Raw genomic sequence first — 16219 nt, 5'->3', positions numbered from 1 at the left:
TCCCGCCTTAGAGCCCGGCCACACCCTCGAGCACTGCCAGTTGATGCTCAAACAACTCGTCGCGGGCCTTGAAGGTGTCCGGACCGTATTGGCCGAAAACTTCGAAGCTGATCGCGCCAAAAATGGAAGTCCAGGCGAGCACGCCGCGCGCGAGGGACGACTCCGGAACCTCAAGGTTCAGTTCGGAGCGGATTGCGTCCAGGTCCGCGGCCAGCGCCGGAGGAATCACGACGTCGGGCCCCACCTCCGCGTTGAGCGTCCCCGCCCGCTGGGCTGCGTCGAAGATGCCCACCAATCGGAAAATCACCCGGGTTCCAGGGACGGTGGTGCGCTCCCCGGGAGCCTGGTATCCGGGCACGGGACTGCCGAAGAGGAGGGCGTAGCTGGCAGGCTCCCGGATCGCCCACTGCCGGACGGCACGGCCCAGAGCCCTGAATTGCCCGGGGAAGTCCGCCTCCGGAACGGCTGCCACGGCTGCATCCACCTGATCACCGAGCTCGTTGTAGCCGTCGATCAGCAAGAGCGTGAGGAGTTCGTCGCGGTTCTGGACATAGCGGTAGACCGCAGAAGATACGACGCCGAGATCCCTCGCCACGGCACGCAAGGACAGGGCAGCAGCTCCATGGACAGCCAAGTGCTCCCGACCAATCCTGACGATGTCCACCAGCGTTTGGGCGCGGGCACGTTCGCGCGGAGTGGCAGCTTTGGCATTGGAGGCTTTTGCGGCAGACATGGCTACAGCTTGCCACAAGAGAGAGCGCCGTCAACATTCGAGAGCAGTGCTCTTGACGTTCTGATCCATGGTCGCCATGCTGAACGAAAGAGAGCAGTGCTCTCGCTGCCTTCAAGCCAAAAACCACGAAAGAGGTCACCATGTACGTTGTCACCGGAGCAGGACCTGTCGGATACACCATTGCCGAACGACTTGCGGCGGAAGGCCACAGGGTGCGGGTATTGACCCGCTCCGGCAGCGGCCCGGAACATCCCCTCGTGGAAAGGAAGCGGGTGGACGCCTCCGACCCCGCGCGGCTCAACGAGGCCGCGGCAGGAGCATCGGCCATATTCCACTGCATCCACGGGTCGGCCTACCGCGCCGCAGCGTGGGCCGCCGAACTCCCCCAGGCCGAGCAAGTGGTGATGGATGCAGCGGCGGCCGCGGGCGCCGTCGTCGTCTTTCCTGAAAGCCTGTATTCGTACAGCGAGCCGGACAGGATCATGACGGAGGCCGGGCCGCGGGCTGCCAGCGGCGGTAAGCGCGGCATCCGGACCGCACTGTTGAAGGCCCGCGAGACCCACGCGGCGAACACCGTGAGCGTGGTGGCAGGCGACTTCTACGGCCCTCTCGTGAAGACGGCCCACGCCGGCGAGCGCATGGTCACGCCGGTCCTGGCGGGTAAGGCCTTGCAGGTCATCGGGAGCGCACGCCAGCCGCATTCGTTTACCTATGTCCCCGATCTTGCCGCTGCCATGATCGCGGCAGCTCGGAAGCCGGAGCTTTGGAACACTGTGCTGCACGCGCCCACGGGTCCTGCCATCACCCAGCGTGAGATGGCGGCAGCGTACGCCTCAGCCGCCGACGTTGCTGCGCCGAAGGTGGGCGCCGTGCCTGGCTGGGTGCTGCGGACAGCCGGCGTGTTTTCCACGGACATGCGCGAACTGGCCGAGCTGCTGTACCAGTTCGAGCGGCCGTTCATCATGGATTCCACCAAAAGCCAGCGGCTCCTGGGACTCCAACCGACTCCCCTGCCGGAGGCAGCCGCGGCTACTGTGGCCTGGTGGCGGCAGGCCGCCCGGCAGCCGGATCAGGCGGCTTAGCCCCGGCTGATGCCGCCTCGATGTTGTGGGGTCATCCTGACCCCTGGATCCCAGTGACTACGCGGAATTGCGGGAGTAGCCTAGTTCCAGTTGAAGTTGTGGATCTCTGTCCGGCTGGGGTTCTGCCGTGGGCCATGTGCATGCGTCGCTGTCCGACCTTCTGGGGGTACTTTCCAGTGCCGTCGCTCCCCAGCACGTGAGGTTCGACGACGGGTCCCCCACTGCGGTTGTTCCGCCCCCTGACGCTCCGGTGACGGTCCGCGCCGTCGCGCTTAACCGCGTGGGAAGGTCCCGGCGGGACGGACCCGTCCTGGACCTCGAACTGCGGGTGGCTGTGGAATGCCACGGCCCGGAACAACTGGACAACATGGAGCAGCTTCTTTTGGCGGTGGAGCTCCACAGCCATTACTCCGTGATATCCAGTGGAGAGTTCCGGCTCGAAGAGTACTCCAATGCCATCCAGCAAGGGTTGGGGTTCATGGTCCGCGTACCAGTATCCCTCCCCTTTGAGGAACCCTCGGGTCCGCCCTTCCACGAGCCGGCTCCCGGGAATGCCAATGCCGGGCGTAGGATCCGCGGGCGCTTGGTCGACGCGCACAACAAGGGGATTCCTGACGCCTACATCCATGCGCATTCCTCGGCCGCCGCCGTCGTGAGCGATGCCACCGGGCATTTCGAGGTCATGGCTTCCGCCGACGACCTCCAGCATTTCGCAGTGGCGGTGGGCGGCACGGAACGGGAAGTCTCGGCAACCACCCGCAGCCTCCCAGTGATTATCCGCTGGGTTTAGGGGATCACTTTCCGGAATGGTTTGCTCGCCGGTGCCCATGCCATGAAAAGATCAACCATGCGTCCCATGCAGCACTCCAGCAAACTACAGAACGTCCGGTACGAACTCCGCGGCCCCATCCTTCAGGCAGCCAAGGCCATGGAAGCCGAAGGCCACCGCATTTTGAAGATGAACCTTGGGGACACGGCACCGTTCGGGCTGGAAGCGCCGGAGTCCGTGGTGGTGGACATGATCCACCACATCCGGGGGGCGCAGGGGTACAGCGATTCCAAGGGAATCTTCTCCGCACGCACGGCGATCTCGCAGTACTACCAAACCCGCGGACTGATGAACATCGGCGTCGAGGACATCTTCATCGGCAACGGTGTCAGCGAGCTGATTTCCATGACCCTGCAGGCCTTCATGGAAAACGGCGACGAGATCCTTATCCCTGCGCCGGACTACCCCTTGTGGACCGCCGCTGTGACCCTCACGGGCGGCAAGCCCGTGCACTATCTCTGTGACGAGGACGAAAACTGGTGGCCGGACATGGCCGATGTCGAAGTCAAAATCACGCCCCGCACCCGCGGAATAGTCATCATCAATCCGAACAATCCCACTGGCGCGGTTTATCCCCGGCACATCGTGGAACAGTTCGCAGCCCTCGCCCGGAAACACGATCTGGTGCTCTTCTCCGACGAGATTTACGAGAAGATCCGCTACGTCGATGCCCCGCACATCCATACGGCATCCGTTGCGGATGACGTCTGTGTGCTCACGTTCAGCGGCTTGTCCAAGGCCTACCGGATGCCGGGTTACCGGGCCGGATGGGTTGCCGTGACAGGTCCTTTGGCTGCCACCGCCGCCTACCGGGAATCCTTGGAGCTCCTGGCTTCGCTTCGGTTGTGCGCCAATGTGCCTGCGCAGCACGCGATCCAAACCTGCCTGGGCGGTTACCAGAGCATTGAGGCCCTCATCGCCCCGGGCGGCCGGTTGCGGGAGCAACGTGATCTCGCATGGAAGCTGCTCACCGCGATTCCTGGCGTGTCCTGCGTACCGGCAGCCGGGGCGATGTACCTTTTCCCACGCTTGGATCCGGAGGTGTACCCCATCGCCTCGGACGAGAAATTCGTCCTCCAGCTCTTGCAGGAACAAAAGATCCTGGTGTCGCACGGAACGGCCTTCAACTGGCCCACCCCGGACCACTTCAGGTTCGTGATCCTCCCCGCGGTTGAGGACATCGAGGAAGCCGTGCGCAGGATCGCGCACTTCCTAGCCGCGTACCGGAACCGCCCGACGGAGGACTGACGCAGGCGGCCTACAGTCCCCCTGTATCAGCGGCCGACTCCCGCAGCGCCTTCTTGGCGATCTTCCCAGTCGATGTCTTGGGGATCTCGGCAATGATGACCACCCGTTCCGGGATCCACCACTTGGCTACCTTGCCCTCCAGATGCGACTGCACGGATTCTGCGGTGAGGACGGCGTTCTGGCGGGGAGCAACATAGGCCACCGGCCGCTCGCCCCACTTCTCGTCAGGAACAGCGACGACGGCGGCCTCCCACACCTGGGGGTGGCTGAGGATGGCGTTCTCCATCTCTGTAGAGCCGATCCATTCGCCACCGGACTTGATCAGGTCCTTGAGGCGGTCGACTACGTGGACGCAGCCATCGGGATCGATGGTCCCCACATCTCCGGTCTTCAGCCAACCATCGGCTGTAAAAGCCTCCGAGCCGTCGGATGCGCCGAAGTATCCTCCGGCGACCGTGGCTCCGCATACCTGCAGCTCTCCCGTTTCCTGGCCGTCGTGCGGGGCAAAGGTTCCGTCCGGCCGCTCGACGCGGAGCTTGACCAAGGGACTGGGATAGCCCGGAGCGCACATCAGGGCAAGTGCCTTGTCTCCCGTTTCGTCCCTGGCGGGCTGCTCCCCTTTGGCTGGTGTCCGCGAAGAGGTAAGCAGCGGGCTTGCCTCCGTCATCCCCCAGGTTCCGACCAACGGCACCTTCAGTTCCTCAAGATACTGGCGGGCCAACTCGACGGGCAGCGGACTTCCACCATTGGCCAGGCGCCGCAGCTTGGACAGGTCCCGTCCCTGAAGATGCGGCAGCAGGCTCTTCCAGACCGTGGTCACGGCGGCCGACACCGTAACCTGCTCCTGTTCCATGAGCCCGGCCAGTTTTTTCGGCGCCGTGGCCCGGCCCGGCAGGACCAGGGATGCCCCGCACAAGGCTGCGGCAAAGGGTAGGCCCCATGCGTTCGCGTGGAACATGGGCACGATCGGCATCACGACATCGCCCTCGCCGAGGGCAAAGACGTCAGCGAAGAGCAGGGACATGGCATGCAGGATGACGGAGCGGTGGTCGTACAGCACTCCCTTGGGGCGGCCTGTTGTTCCCGAGGTATAGCAGAGTGCGGCGGCTGCTCGTTCGTCCGGGACGTCGAAAGTCTCTACGCCTTGCGCCTGTTCAAGGATCGATTCGTAGTCCAGGATGCGGGGGTCTTGGGGCACCGACGGCTTGTCACAGTCGTCCATGACCACGATGTGCCGAAGCGTGGGCAGCTTGTCCGCGATCGGCCAGAGGACGTCGAGCAAGGAGCGATCCACGAAGAGGACGTCGTCCGCGGCATCGTTGATGATGTACTGGATGTCGGCGGGCGCCAGGCGGTGGTTGATCGTATGGAGCACCCTGCCGGAACTGGGCACCGCGAGATACAGCTCGAAATGGCGCTGGGTGTTCCACCCGAGGGTGGCAACCCGGGCGGACACGGGCACGTCCAATGCATCCAATGCACCGGCCAGCTTCCTGGTCCGCTGCGCCACTTCGCCGTAGTTCGCAGACTGTCGGTCATCGAACCCACCCGTGACCACCGTTTTGTTGGCGAATGCTCCTTCGAGGCGGTCCACCAGCATGGGCGTGGCCAGGGGGTGGTCCTGCATAAGTCCGTGCATCGCGTCAGCCTTCCTGCCGTGAATCCATGAGCCCGCGGGATGACAAGGCACCGCGTTCGCTGTCCGGACCGGCCTTCAGCGCTGAGTGACGATCCTCCCGCTTGAGCGCCCACGTCAGGACAGGAGTGAGGGCTAGGGAGATTCCGGACGCGGCAATGATGATGAAGAAGCCGGTGGCCGGGTCTCCCGTTGCCGTCTCAGCCACACCGAAGAGGTAGGGGCCAACGAATCCGCCGATGAGCCCGATCGTATTGATGAACGCCAAGCCGGCAGCGGCCACAATACCTGACATCCGCCCCATCGCAATGGACCAGAAGACCGGCAACGTGCCGAAGATGAAGACTGCTCCGAGCGCGATGAGAACCACCCGGACCACCGGGGGCTCGACAAGGACGTACGCCACGGCTGTAACGAGGGTGCCCAAGGCCATGAAGCCAACCCAGGCAGCCTCCTTGTTGGAACGTCGGAACAGCCTCGGGATGAGCAGGACGCCGATCGTCGCTCCAATGCCGACGCTCCCGGAGATCAGTCCAATCATGAACGGGCTCTTCACGTGCATGGACTCAATGATCGCCGGGATGTTGAACACCAATCCAACGCTGCTTACCTGGTTCAGGAAGTAGACAAGGGCGATGATCACGATGAATGGACGGCCAAAGGCCCTGCGCACGTTCCCTTTGATGCGGTGCTCGTGCTCATCCGGTGTACCGGCATGCCGGGACAGGCTGTCGGCTTCATCCGCTGTAAGCCAGGACGCTTGCTGGGGCGTCGATGGCAACTTGAACCACACGACGACGCCGACCACCATCGTGAGCAGGCCCTCGATCATGAACATCCACTGCCAACCGTGCAGGCCGAACAAGGAGTCCAGTTCCATCAGCGCTCCGCCCGCGGGGCCGCCGATGATGAGGGCGATGGTCGGTGCCAGGTAGATGAACCCCATGACGCTGGCACGCTGGTTCTGCGCGAACCACACCGTCACCATGTACGCCAACGCGGGAAACAGCCCGGCCTCCGCGGCACCCAGGATAAACCGCAGGATGTAGAAGGACGCTTCTCCCTGCACGAACATCATGAGGGCGGAGATTGCACCCCAGGTCAGTGCGATCCTGGTGATCCACGCCCGTGGCCCCACACGGTACATGATCAGGTTGCTCGGGACCTCGAGGAACGCGTAGCTGATGAAGAAGATGCCGGCGCCCAGCCCGTAGGCGGCGGCACTTAGTCCTATATCCGCTTCAAGGTGGGTCTTGGCCAGGGAAACATTCGTCCTGTCCACATAGGACATGAAGTAGACAACGCAGAGCAATGGAATCAACTTCAACAGTGCTTTGCGGGTGGCTCTTGCGTGAACGACGTCGGTACGCAGAGATGGTTCGGTCATGGTGCCTTGATCCTCGCTCGGAGTGGTCTTGGTGTCTTGAAAGGGTGGGATGTCAGCAGACTTCGAACAGACCGGCGGCTCCCATTCCGCCGCCGACGCACATGGTGACGACGGCGTAGCGCGCGCCTCTGCGGCGGCCCTCCAGGAGGGCGTGGCCCACCATCCGGGCGCCGGTCATTCCGTAGGGGTGGCCGATGGAGATGGCCCCTCCATTGACGTTCATCCGGTCCGGGTCGATCCCCAGCCGGTCGCGGCAATACAGGGCTTGGGAGGCGAACGCTTCATTGAGTTCCCACAGGTCGATGTCCTCCACCCGCAGCCCGTGTTCCCGCAGCAGTTTGGGAATCGCGAAGACTGGCCCGATGCCCATTTCGCCGGGCTCGCAACCAGCCACCGCCATGCCACGGTAGATGCCGAGGGGTTCGATCCCCCGGCGGTTGGCGGCTGCTGCTTCCATGAGCACCAGGGCTGAAGCGCCGTCGGAAAGCTGCGAGGCATTGCCGGCTGTGACCGTCGACGAGCGGGAGGCGTGGCCATCGGCAAGGACTGGCCGCAGCGCTGCCAAGCCCTCCTGGGTTGTCGACGGGCGGTTGCCCTCGTCCCGCGACAAGGTGGTCCCGTCTTCCAGATCCCGCCCGTTTTCCGACACGTTGAACGGAACGATTTCGTCGTCGAAAAGTCCTGCCGCCTGCGCTTGGGCGGTGCGTTGCTGCGACAGCAGCGCGAACCCGTCTTGGGCCTGGCGGCCGACGCCGTAGCGCTCCGCGACAATTTCAGCCGTCTCGAGCATGGACAGGTACATCGAAGGGCGGCGTTCCAGCAGCCAGGGATCGTGGGCCAAGTATCGGTTCTGGTGCTGGTTCTGGACCAGCGAAATGGACTCAACGCCGCCACCGACGGCAATCGACATACCGTCCGCAACTATCTGCTTGGCCGCCGTTGCCACTGCCATCAGCCCTGAGGCGCACTGCCTGTCAATGGTCATGGCCGGCACGGAATCGGGGAGCCCGGCGCGGAGCACGGATTGCCGGGCCACGTTGAATCCGGTGGTGCCTTCCTGCATGGCACAGCCGAGAACGACGTCTTCGACCTCTTCGGGCTGCACGCCTGCGCGTTCGACGGCGGCCGCGATTGCGTGGGCGGCCAGCCCGGGGCCGGTAGCTGAACTCAGCGTTCCTTTGTACGCGCGACCGATGGGCGTTCTCGCCGTCGAAACGACAACTGCCTCCCTCACAGCGCGGCCTCGGCAACGTCGTCACGCTGTGCAATGGCGATGTACCGGCGCGTCTGGTCGAAGGCACTGTCCGTGAGCACGGAACCGGACATGTCACTGACCCGCGACCATTCCAGGGCAAGCTGCTCGGGCGTTCGCTTGTCCTCCGGAAGGTAGACACCGGCCGACTCTTCCATCCGGGCGACGGCGAACACTCCCGCGCCCGCCGCCAGGATTGTCATGGTGGGAGCCTCCGGCGACACCATGAACACTGCACCAGGAGACACCGACTCGGGCGCTAACAATGCAAGCTCCTGGGGTTCAAGGAGGTCCTCGGTCATTTGCGTCGCTGCGGTGGGTGCCAGGGAGTTGACCCGGATGCCTTTGCTCCCGCCCTCGATCGCCAGGACGTTCATCAGCCCGACTACAGCGGACTTGGCCGCGCCGTAGTTGGCTTGGCCGAAGTTGCCATAAATGCCGGACGCCGACGTCGTCATCAGGATCCGCCCGTACCCCTGCTTGACCATATGTGGCCAGACCGCATGCGAGCAGTTCACGGACCCCATCAGATGGACATCCACTACTGTTCGGAATGCCTGGAGGTCCGACTTCGCGAAGGACTTGTCCCGCAGGATGCCCGCGTTGTTGATGAGGATGTCCACGCGCCCCCACGTGTCAATCACCTGGTCCACCATTCCGGCGACAGCCTGCTCGTCCGAGACATCACACAGCGCCACCATGGCCTGGCCGCCGGCATCCTGGATCTCCTGCGCGACGCTTGCGGCAGCGGACTGGCTCCCGGCGCCGCTTGCCGGCCCGCCGACGTCGTTAATGACGACCTTGACGCCCCGCTCCGCCAGGGCCAAAGCGTGCGCACGCCCCAGTCCGGCCCCAGCTCCGGTGATGATCGCTACTTGCCCGCGGAGGTCGATGCCCACAGAGGTCTCCTTTATTTCGTCAACATACTACTCAGTATTATGTTGCGCGGCTCACATCAACGTCAAGGGCCCCGGGCAACGGATGGCATGATGATTTGGGACCAACGCCTGATGGAGGACATGTGACCAGTACTGCCGACGCCGACCCCGGCATCAGGGCGCGTGTCCTGGATGCGGCCGCTGCTGCGTTCGCGCGCAGGGGTTTCGCGAAGACAACGATCGACGACATCGCCATGGCGGTGGGGGCCACCAAAGGCCTGGTCTACTATCACTTCAGATCAAAGTTCGATATCTTCCTTGCCGCGTACGAGCTCGGCATGCACAAGGTCAAGGCAGTAGTGGAGCCCTTGGCGGATTCACCTGGATCCGGGCGTGAGCGGCTCGAGCGCATGGCGACCGCCCACGTGATCAACCTGATGGAGGACGTGGACTACCACCACGTCGTGCATCAAGGCGTGCGGGATCAGTCATCTGAGTCGCTCACCGTCGGTCAACGTGAGGCCCTGGTGAATCTCAACCAGCTCCGGAAGGACTACGAGCTCCTGTTCCGGCGCGTGGTGGAGGAAGGCGTCACCGACGGGTCACTGCGGAAGGTCGATCCACCACTGGCCACCCGCGTTTTGCTAAGCAGCCTCAACGCCGTGGATGTCTGGTACCGCGAGCAGGATAAGCAGCACGCGGAGGGGATCCGGGCCCTGGCCGGGGACGTCGTGGACCTCATCCTCAGTGGAGTCGCCTCTCCCTGACGCGACCGCCCAACTCTGGAACTAGAGCGCCGGGTCCACCATGGTCATGCCCGCCGGATTGGCCTTGTCGAAGCCGGGCAGCAGCGCCGCGGCATCCTCCAAGCCAATGGTGCGTTCGATCAGCAGCTGCGGCTGGAGCGCACCCTGCTCAATGAGCGCCATCATTCCCGGATAGTCCACGGCGGCCATCCCGTGGCTGCCCAACACGTCGAGCTCCCAGCCGATCACCCGGGCCATGGGAACCTGGGGGTTTCCGTCGATCGAGGGCAACAAACCGATCTGGACGTGCCGTCCCCGCCGTCGAAGGCTGAGGATCGCGTCGGCACAGGTCTGTTCACTTCCGACGGCGTCAATCGCCACGTGGCTGCCACCATCGGTCAGCTGGGACACCGCTTCCGGAATGTCCGTACCGTCAGCCACCACAGTGTGTTCGGCACCCAAACGCGCAGCCACGGCCAAAGCCTCCGGGTTCCGGTCCACGGCGATGACCCTGGCGCCCATGGCCTTGGCGATCATCACTGCGCTCAGCCCGACGCCGCCCGCCCCCACCACAGTGACCCATTCACCGGACTTCACCTGCGCCCGGGCAGCCAAAGCGCGGTAGGCCGTTGCGAAGCGGCAGCCGAGGCTTGCCGCCGTCGTGAATTCAACGTTGTCCGGGAGGGCAACCAGGTTGCTGTCGGCGGCGTGCAGGGCAACGTACTCGGCGAACGAACCCCAGTGGGTGAAGCCGGGTTGCTGCTGGTCCGGGCAAACCTGGGCGTCGCCGGCCAGGCACCATTCGCAGCTGCCGCAGCCGCAGACGAACGGCACAGTGACGCGGTCGCCGACGTTCCAGTTGCGGACACCTTCCCCTACGGCGTCGATGACGCCGGCGAGTTCGTGGCCCGGCACGTGGGGCATGGCAATGTCGTCGTGGCCTGCCCAGGCGTGCCAGTCGCTGCGGCACATGCCCGTTGCCAGCACCTTCACCACCACGCCCCCATCAGGGGCGCCAGGCTTGGCGACCTCCTTTACCTCGGGCTGGGTCCGGACCTCATCAAAAACTACTGCGCGCACGGACTGACTCTAACAATTGGCCGGCACTGTCACACTTCCGGCCCCGCCTCCGACATCACTGTTGTAACGCACCAACTTTGAAGGGAAGTCAGCATGACCCGCATCAACATCGGCCGCAGCAACAAACTCGGCTACGCCGCCGTCATTGGCCTGGAAGGGTACGCCCGCACCTCTGTCGATCCTGATCTGTACGAGCTGATCAAGCTCCGCGCCTCGATCCTCAACGGCTGCGGTTTCTGCGTGGACATGCACGCGACCGACGGGCGCAAGCGCGGAATCCCGTCACGGAAGTTGCATGCCGTGGCCGCCTGGCAACACTCCAAAGTATTTTTCGATGCGCGGGAACAGGCCGTCCTTGCCCTCACCGATGCCTTGACGCAATTGGGGCCTGACACGGTGACCGACGAGATCTGGAACGCCGCCGCAACCCATTTCGACGATGGCCAGATGGGCGGCTTGATCCTGGCAATCTCCACCATCAACGTGTGGAACAGGATCGCCATCAGCACACAGATGGAGCCGCCGGTGGATGAGAAGAATCCGCTGGTCTGAACGGTAACGTGGGGATCATGACTCTTGCAGTCTCGGCCACGGCGGCGTGGCAGAGCGAACGGAACCGCCTGCTGGGGATCGCGTACCGGATGCTGGGGGACTTCGGCCATGCGGAGGACGTGGTCTCCGAGGTTGCCATCGACGCCGTACGGCAGGAACGGAACACCGACGGCGGCCGCGTGGACTCCTGGCCGGCGTGGCTGACCACCGTGTGCGTGCGCCGTTCCATCGACCGGGTGCGCCAGCTCGCGGCGGTCCGCGAGGACTACACCGGACCGTGGCTGCCTGAGCCCGTGGATACCGCCCGTTTGCCTGAGGAGGCAGTGGCCAACCGCGAACTGCTGTCCTTGACCTTGCTTCATCTGGCCGAGCAACTGGCACCGGAGGCGCGGGCGGCGTTGGTCCTGCACCGCGCCTTCGGGATGCCCGCGCCGGAGATCGCGGACATCCTGGACAAGACGCCGGCCGCCGTCCGCCAGCTGATTTCACGGGCCGAACGCCGCCTGGACATCGACCCCGATGCGCCCGCTCCCCGGGCCAAGGACCGGGCCGTGCTGGAGAAGCTCGTCCAGGCCATCGAGGAGGGTGAGATCAACACGGTGGTTTCGATGCTGCACCGGGACGCAGTGCTATGGGCCGACGGCGGCGGCAAGGTCAAGAGCGCGATGAACCCGCTGTTCGGGGCCTCAAGGATCGCTCGATTCTTTACGGCCATCCTCGGCAAGGCGGTGGCCTTCGATCCCGTGGAGCCGATCCGGGCCTGGGTTGTGGAGATTAACGGAGGGGCAGCCTTGGTGCTCAGGCACAACGGCCGCGCCGACGTCATCGAGGTGGACGCTGCCCCGGATGGAAGCATCCGTGGGCTGCGTCAGCTCTCCAATCCGGACAAACTTACGAGGGTCTGCCGTTCCTAGCCGCGAGTTCGCGGGAAGGCTGCGAGTTCGCCGGGAAACTTGCCTGCGAAGTGGCAGGCTTCCCGCGAACTCGACGAACCCGCCCTGCCACCAACGCCGCCACACCCAACCCGGCCGGGACCAGCAGCGCCCATCCGCTGAACACGAGCACCACCAACATCACTGCCGCCGCCACGATCACCCCGTACCACGCTGGAGTCCGACGCCGGAGCAGGACCACCCCGGCAGCCAATCCAAAGGCCGTCACTGCGGTGAAGCACGCCGAGGCCGCGCCGATCTGGAACTCCATGCTCAGCACCCCGGTCGCCGCGAGCACAAAGGAGATCGACGCCATCACTCCCAGGACGCCGAGACTCACCGACGGCACCTCCCCCGGCCCGGTGCCACGCGCCAATGCCCGCGGCAGCACGCCGTCGGACGCCAATCGGGCACCAAGCTTGCTGGCGCCGGCGACAAAAGTGTTGAGCGGCCCGAACGTCAGCACTGCCGCCGCCACTGCGGTCACCGGTGCTGCCGCGGGCCCAAGTCCCTTCGCCAGCAACTCGGCAACCGGGACGCTGCTGCCCGCGAGTCCCGGCCCCAGAACGGCTACGCAAGCAGCCACGAGGCCAATGTAGATCACGCCAACCACCATCAGGGTCAGCCACGTTGCCCGCTTCAGGTCTCGCTCGGGGTTGCGGAATTCGCCTGCCAAGTGCGTCACGGCTTCCCACCCGGCGAAGCAGAAGAACAGCAAGCTCGCTGCGCCACCCACGGCCCAATAACCATTCGGGGCAAAGGGCACGAAGTTCCCTGCCCGGGCGTACGGCGCCGCCACGGCTACGGCAAAGGCAAGCAACGCCACCAGCAAGACCATCAGGAGCAGCTGCAGTTTGCTGGAAACCCTGATGCCCACCGCGTTGCTCAGGAAACCTGCCGCCAGGATCAGCCCCGCGGCGATCAACACTGTTTCGCGGCCGCCTCCGATCGCGTGGGCGATGTACTCCCCGCCAATCACCGCGGTCGCGGGCGCGCCAAAGGGAATGGCGAAGTAGAAGAGGTAGCCGGCCACCACTGACGCCCGCTGCCCAAATGCCCTGGTGACGAACGTTGCGATGCCACCGGCGTCGGGCTGCTGCCTGGACATTTCGGCGAAACTGAACGCCACGGGGGTGCAGAACACCAGGAGCAAAGCCCATGCCAAGATCGACGCCGGGCCGGCCACCTGGGCGGCGATGGCGGGCAACACCAGCACTCCTGAACCGAGAATGGCACCTACATAAATACCGGTCGCCCTGAACAGCCCAAGGCCCGAACTACTGACAGCTTTGATCACCGTTCCACTGAACAGCGTTCGGAGGGGTTCCAACAAGCAGGGAAACTGCCTGCCAAGAGCAATATCCTGCCGAACTTCCGGGCGCGCGTATCTCCACGACCTTCTTTCGACCGTTTGGGCGGATTCTCCAACCAAATTCGGGTGTCTTCACGCCCTTTCGGCGGCAAAGTGGGTCAGTAGCGCACAGCCGCCCGCCGCCTGAGCCGGGCCACCAGCGTCGAGGCGAGCAACGCCGTCGTGATTTCCAGTCCGATCACCAGCAGCAGTTGCGCGGCTCCGCTTGTATCAACAGCGTTCGACGGCGACCTGCCGCCGTGCGCGTGTCCGGCACCGCCCGCGCCGAGCAGCAGCGCAGCGTGCAGGGCAACCATGGCAAGGGCCGAGCCGGTGACCTGGTGGAGGGCCCCGACGCGGCTGTGGCGCCAGATGTGGATGGTGCACGGAACGCACACGGCCGCGAGGGCGATCATGAGCACGCCGACCCAGGCCTCGTGGTGTCCGGATGCGGCCAGCCAGAGGTGGGTAAGGCAGGAGATGGCCGTGAGGGTTGCGCAGATCCGGGGATGGAGGACGGGCCCGGAGGTGCGGACCCGTCCTGCAGTGATCGCCATGGCTAGTGGCAGTGCCCGGCGGCGTCGCCGTGCCCGGCTTCAGGAGCCGTGTGGCAGCTCGCTCCGGAGTTGTTGGCCGGGACGTCGAGGACAGGGCTCCGGTCGAAGAAGCCCTCGGGACGCAGCTTGAAGCCAACGGTGTCCACGGGCATGATCGGCCAGTCCTCCACGCGCGGGAAGTGGGTCAGGCCGAAGGTGTGCCATACGACGATGTCCTGGCCGTCGATGTCGCGGTCCTGGGCTACATACGCGGGAAGGCCTGCGCCGCCGGAGTGCTGGTTCACGAAGTCGCCGGTCGGGTAGCGTTCCTCGTCGGCGTAGCGCGTGACCCACAGATCCTTGGTGGCGAAGGCTGCGCGGCGGGCGATGGAGGAACCCGGATCTGCCAGGAGCGTGGGCTGGTTCTCTGCATGGAGCTTGTAACCGACGGGTTCGCCCAGGCGGTTCTTCGATTCCGGGTTGGAGATGATCCAGGTCCTTCCGGCACGGGCGTCGGCTTCGCGGACACCCTCGGACTCCTTGGCCAGGAGAACGCGTTTGCGGGAGAACGCGTTGCCGCGCTCGTTGCCCGGTCCCATGGGCTGACGGACCACGTCCTCTTCTTCAACCCTGTTGGTGAAGCCGTCGATGGCCATGTCCAGGCGTGCGCTGAAGAGATGCTGGTGGAAGGGCGCACCCAAACCCGGCGCGAGCTGGGAAATGTTGTCCGAGCCGCCTTCCGGGAAGGCTGAGGTAAAGACGACGCCGGTTGCCTTGGCTTCGAACTCGATGGTGCCGTCCAGGTAGAGGTACCAGTAGAAGCCGTAGTCGTAGTTGCCGATGGTGGTAAAGAAGGAGATCACCAGGCGGCGGTTGCGGCGGGTGTAGTTGATGCCAGTCCACAGATCCGAGTGCTTGGACAGGATGCCCCAGTCTTCTTCGTGCATGCAGATGCCGTTGCGGATTTCGCGGGGGTTGCCAAAAGCGTCGCTGATGATCGGACTGAGGTAGGTAATGTCGCCCAGGCAGTCGCAGCCCAGTTCCAGGGAGTTGGCGTACTGGCCTACCAGGTATTCGCCGGTGTCGAAGTAGTTCTGCCAAGACCGGATGGGCGAAGGATCACCGTACGGGACCACCATTTCGGCGATCGAGGCGCGGTTGATGATGGGCCGCTTGCGGTCCCCATCTTGGAACGCCAGGTTGTGAAGGACGACTCCTTCGCGGACGTCGAAGCCGACGTCGACGCTCCACTTCTCCCACTCGACGTGGTTGCCGCCGGTGACGGTGAAGCTGGGGCCCTCGGGCTGGGTGATGCTGATGGGCTTCTGGGTATCGCGCAGTGGGCCGGTCAGCTGGGGGTCGGTGTAGTTTCCGTGCTCGGCGGGGATCGGCATGACGCCAAGGTCGATTACCTGGGTGACCTCCTTGTTGACCACGTCTACGTAGGCAACCAGACCGTCGACGGGGTGGGCCCAGGCGCTGTCCTCAGGGAAGTCCTGCACGAACGCCAGCCCACGGAGGATGCGCCGGCCGCGCTCTTCCTCGTACTCAAAAACACCTGCGGACAGCGGCGCCACGCGGACCTTTTCGACGTCGAGGTTCCGGGCGGCGAGCGCGGCGAGCCAGCGCTCATCGGTGGCCAGCAGCGTCTCGACTACCTCGAACTCCTCTTCAAGGACCGGCAGTTCGCCGGAGACTTTGGTATCAAGTTCGACGGCGGACAGGATCTGCCCGCGGGTGGCGGAAACGAGGATGTCCTTGGGGGCGCCTCCGGAGATGTCGTGGATGAAGACGCGGAACCGCCGGTCGTGGTCCTCGGCGCGGCGCGATGGATCCACCAGGCCCAGATACGCGATCCGATGCCCGTCTCCGAGGTGTCCCGCAGCCTGCAGGATGCCCTGGACCGCGGTGATTTCTTCCGCGGTGGCAAGGCTGTACTGGGTGGAAATGTCAGTTGCTGTGGGCGTCATGGTTGCC

The 16219-nt window shown here is 64.6% G+C and carries 15 protein-coding genes; 6 read left to right on the top strand and 9 right to left on the bottom strand.

Annotated elements, in window-relative coordinates:
• Nucleotides 1–7 precede the first annotated feature (7 nt).
• The gene (locus tag FDP28_RS09675; protein WP_144661129.1) at nt 8–733 is read right to left on the bottom strand and encodes a TetR/AcrR family transcriptional regulator; all 726 of its coding nucleotides are present in this window, start codon (nt 731–733) and stop codon (nt 8–10) included.
• A gap of 140 nt (nt 734–873) precedes the next feature.
• On the opposite strand from FDP28_RS09675, the gene FDP28_RS09670 reads away from it, so the two are divergent.
• The 3 genes from FDP28_RS09670 to FDP28_RS09660 all read left to right on the top strand — a co-directional run bounded on the left by FDP28_RS09670 (nt 874) and on the right by FDP28_RS09660 (nt 3892).
• Nucleotides 874–1815, top strand: coding sequence for an NAD-dependent epimerase/dehydratase family protein (locus FDP28_RS09670; protein WP_144661126.1), 942 nt, complete (start codon nt 874–876; stop codon nt 1813–1815).
• 127 nt (nt 1816–1942) lie between these two features.
• The gene (locus FDP28_RS09665) at nt 1943–2605 is read left to right on the top strand and encodes a hypothetical protein (RefSeq protein ID WP_144661123.1); all 663 of its coding nucleotides are present in this window, start codon (nt 1943–1945) and stop codon (nt 2603–2605) included.
• A 57-nt stretch (nt 2606–2662) separates the two neighbouring features.
• Nucleotides 2663–3892, top strand: a complete 1230-nt coding sequence (locus tag FDP28_RS09660; protein ID WP_144661120.1) for a pyridoxal phosphate-dependent aminotransferase — start codon at nt 2663–2665, stop codon at nt 3890–3892.
• Between the two features lie 10 nt (nt 3893–3902).
• Here FDP28_RS09660 and FDP28_RS09655 read toward each other — a convergent pair whose 3' ends face one another.
• Genes FDP28_RS09655 through FDP28_RS09640 form a run of 4 tightly spaced genes read right to left on the bottom strand, consistent with a single transcriptional unit; the run spans nt 3903 to nt 9066 of the window.
• Nucleotides 3903–5531: a long-chain fatty acid--CoA ligase gene (locus FDP28_RS09655; protein WP_144661117.1), complete on the bottom strand. Its 1629-nt coding sequence runs from the start codon at nt 5529–5531 to the stop codon at nt 3903–3905.
• Between the two features lie 4 nt (nt 5532–5535).
• Entirely contained in the window at nt 5536–6915 is a 1380-nt protein-coding gene (locus FDP28_RS09650) for an MFS transporter (RefSeq protein WP_144661115.1), read from the bottom strand.
• Nucleotides 6916–6967: 52 nt separating this feature from the next.
• Nucleotides 6968–8149 carry an acetyl-CoA C-acyltransferase gene (locus FDP28_RS09645; RefSeq protein WP_144661112.1) on the bottom strand — a complete coding sequence of 394 codons (1182 nt, stop codon included), beginning with the start codon at nt 8147–8149 and terminating at the stop codon, nt 6968–6970.
• Nucleotides 8146–9066: an SDR family NAD(P)-dependent oxidoreductase gene (locus FDP28_RS09640; RefSeq protein ID WP_144661109.1), complete on the bottom strand. Its 921-nt coding sequence runs from the start codon at nt 9064–9066 to the stop codon at nt 8146–8148. Before FDP28_RS09640 ends, FDP28_RS09645 begins: the two co-directional genes overlap by 4 nt.
• 122 nt (nt 9067–9188) lie before the next feature.
• Between FDP28_RS09640 and FDP28_RS09635 the strand changes: the two genes are divergently transcribed.
• The gene (locus FDP28_RS09635) at nt 9189–9812 is read left to right on the top strand and encodes a TetR/AcrR family transcriptional regulator (protein WP_144661106.1); all 624 of its coding nucleotides are present in this window, start codon (nt 9189–9191) and stop codon (nt 9810–9812) included.
• A gap of 21 nt (nt 9813–9833) precedes the next feature.
• Here the strand turns inward: FDP28_RS09635 and FDP28_RS09630 are convergent, their stop codons facing one another.
• A complete protein-coding gene (locus FDP28_RS09630; RefSeq protein WP_144661103.1) occupies nt 9834–10871 on the bottom strand; it encodes a zinc-dependent alcohol dehydrogenase family protein in 1038 nt (345 codons plus the stop codon).
• 93 nt (nt 10872–10964) lie between these two features.
• Between FDP28_RS09630 and FDP28_RS09625 the strand changes: the two genes are divergently transcribed.
• Nucleotides 10965–11423, top strand: a complete 459-nt coding sequence (locus FDP28_RS09625; RefSeq protein ID WP_144661100.1) for a carboxymuconolactone decarboxylase family protein — start codon at nt 10965–10967, stop codon at nt 11421–11423.
• Between the two features lie 17 nt (nt 11424–11440).
• On the top strand, nt 11441–12337 hold the full coding sequence (locus FDP28_RS09620) for a sigma-70 family RNA polymerase sigma factor (RefSeq protein ID WP_144661097.1): 897 nt from the start codon (nt 11441–11443) through the stop codon (nt 12335–12337).
• Here the strand turns inward: FDP28_RS09620 and FDP28_RS09615 are convergent.
• From FDP28_RS09615 to FDP28_RS09605, 3 genes are all read right to left on the bottom strand, one after another.
• Nucleotides 12315–13688, bottom strand: coding sequence for an APC family permease (locus FDP28_RS09615; protein ID WP_260842414.1), 1374 nt, complete (start codon nt 13686–13688; stop codon nt 12315–12317). The genes FDP28_RS09620 and FDP28_RS09615 overlap by 23 nt on opposite strands.
• Before the next feature lie 137 nt (nt 13689–13825).
• Nucleotides 13826–14263, bottom strand: coding sequence for a hypothetical protein (locus FDP28_RS09610; RefSeq protein WP_144661094.1), 438 nt, complete (start codon nt 14261–14263; stop codon nt 13826–13828).
• A 2-nt stretch (nt 14264–14265) separates the two neighbouring features.
• Nucleotides 14266–16212 (bottom strand): primary-amine oxidase, encoded by a 1947-nt coding sequence (locus FDP28_RS09605; protein ID WP_144661091.1) that lies wholly within the window; start codon nt 16210–16212, stop codon nt 14266–14268.
• Nucleotides 16213–16219: the final 7 nt, after the last annotated feature.

Source organism: Paenarthrobacter nicotinovorans (genome assembly GCF_007670255.1).
GTDB lineage: Bacteria > Actinomycetota > Actinomycetes > Actinomycetales > Micrococcaceae > Arthrobacter > Arthrobacter nicotinovorans_B.
This window is presented reverse-complemented; position numbering and strand designations above follow the sequence as displayed.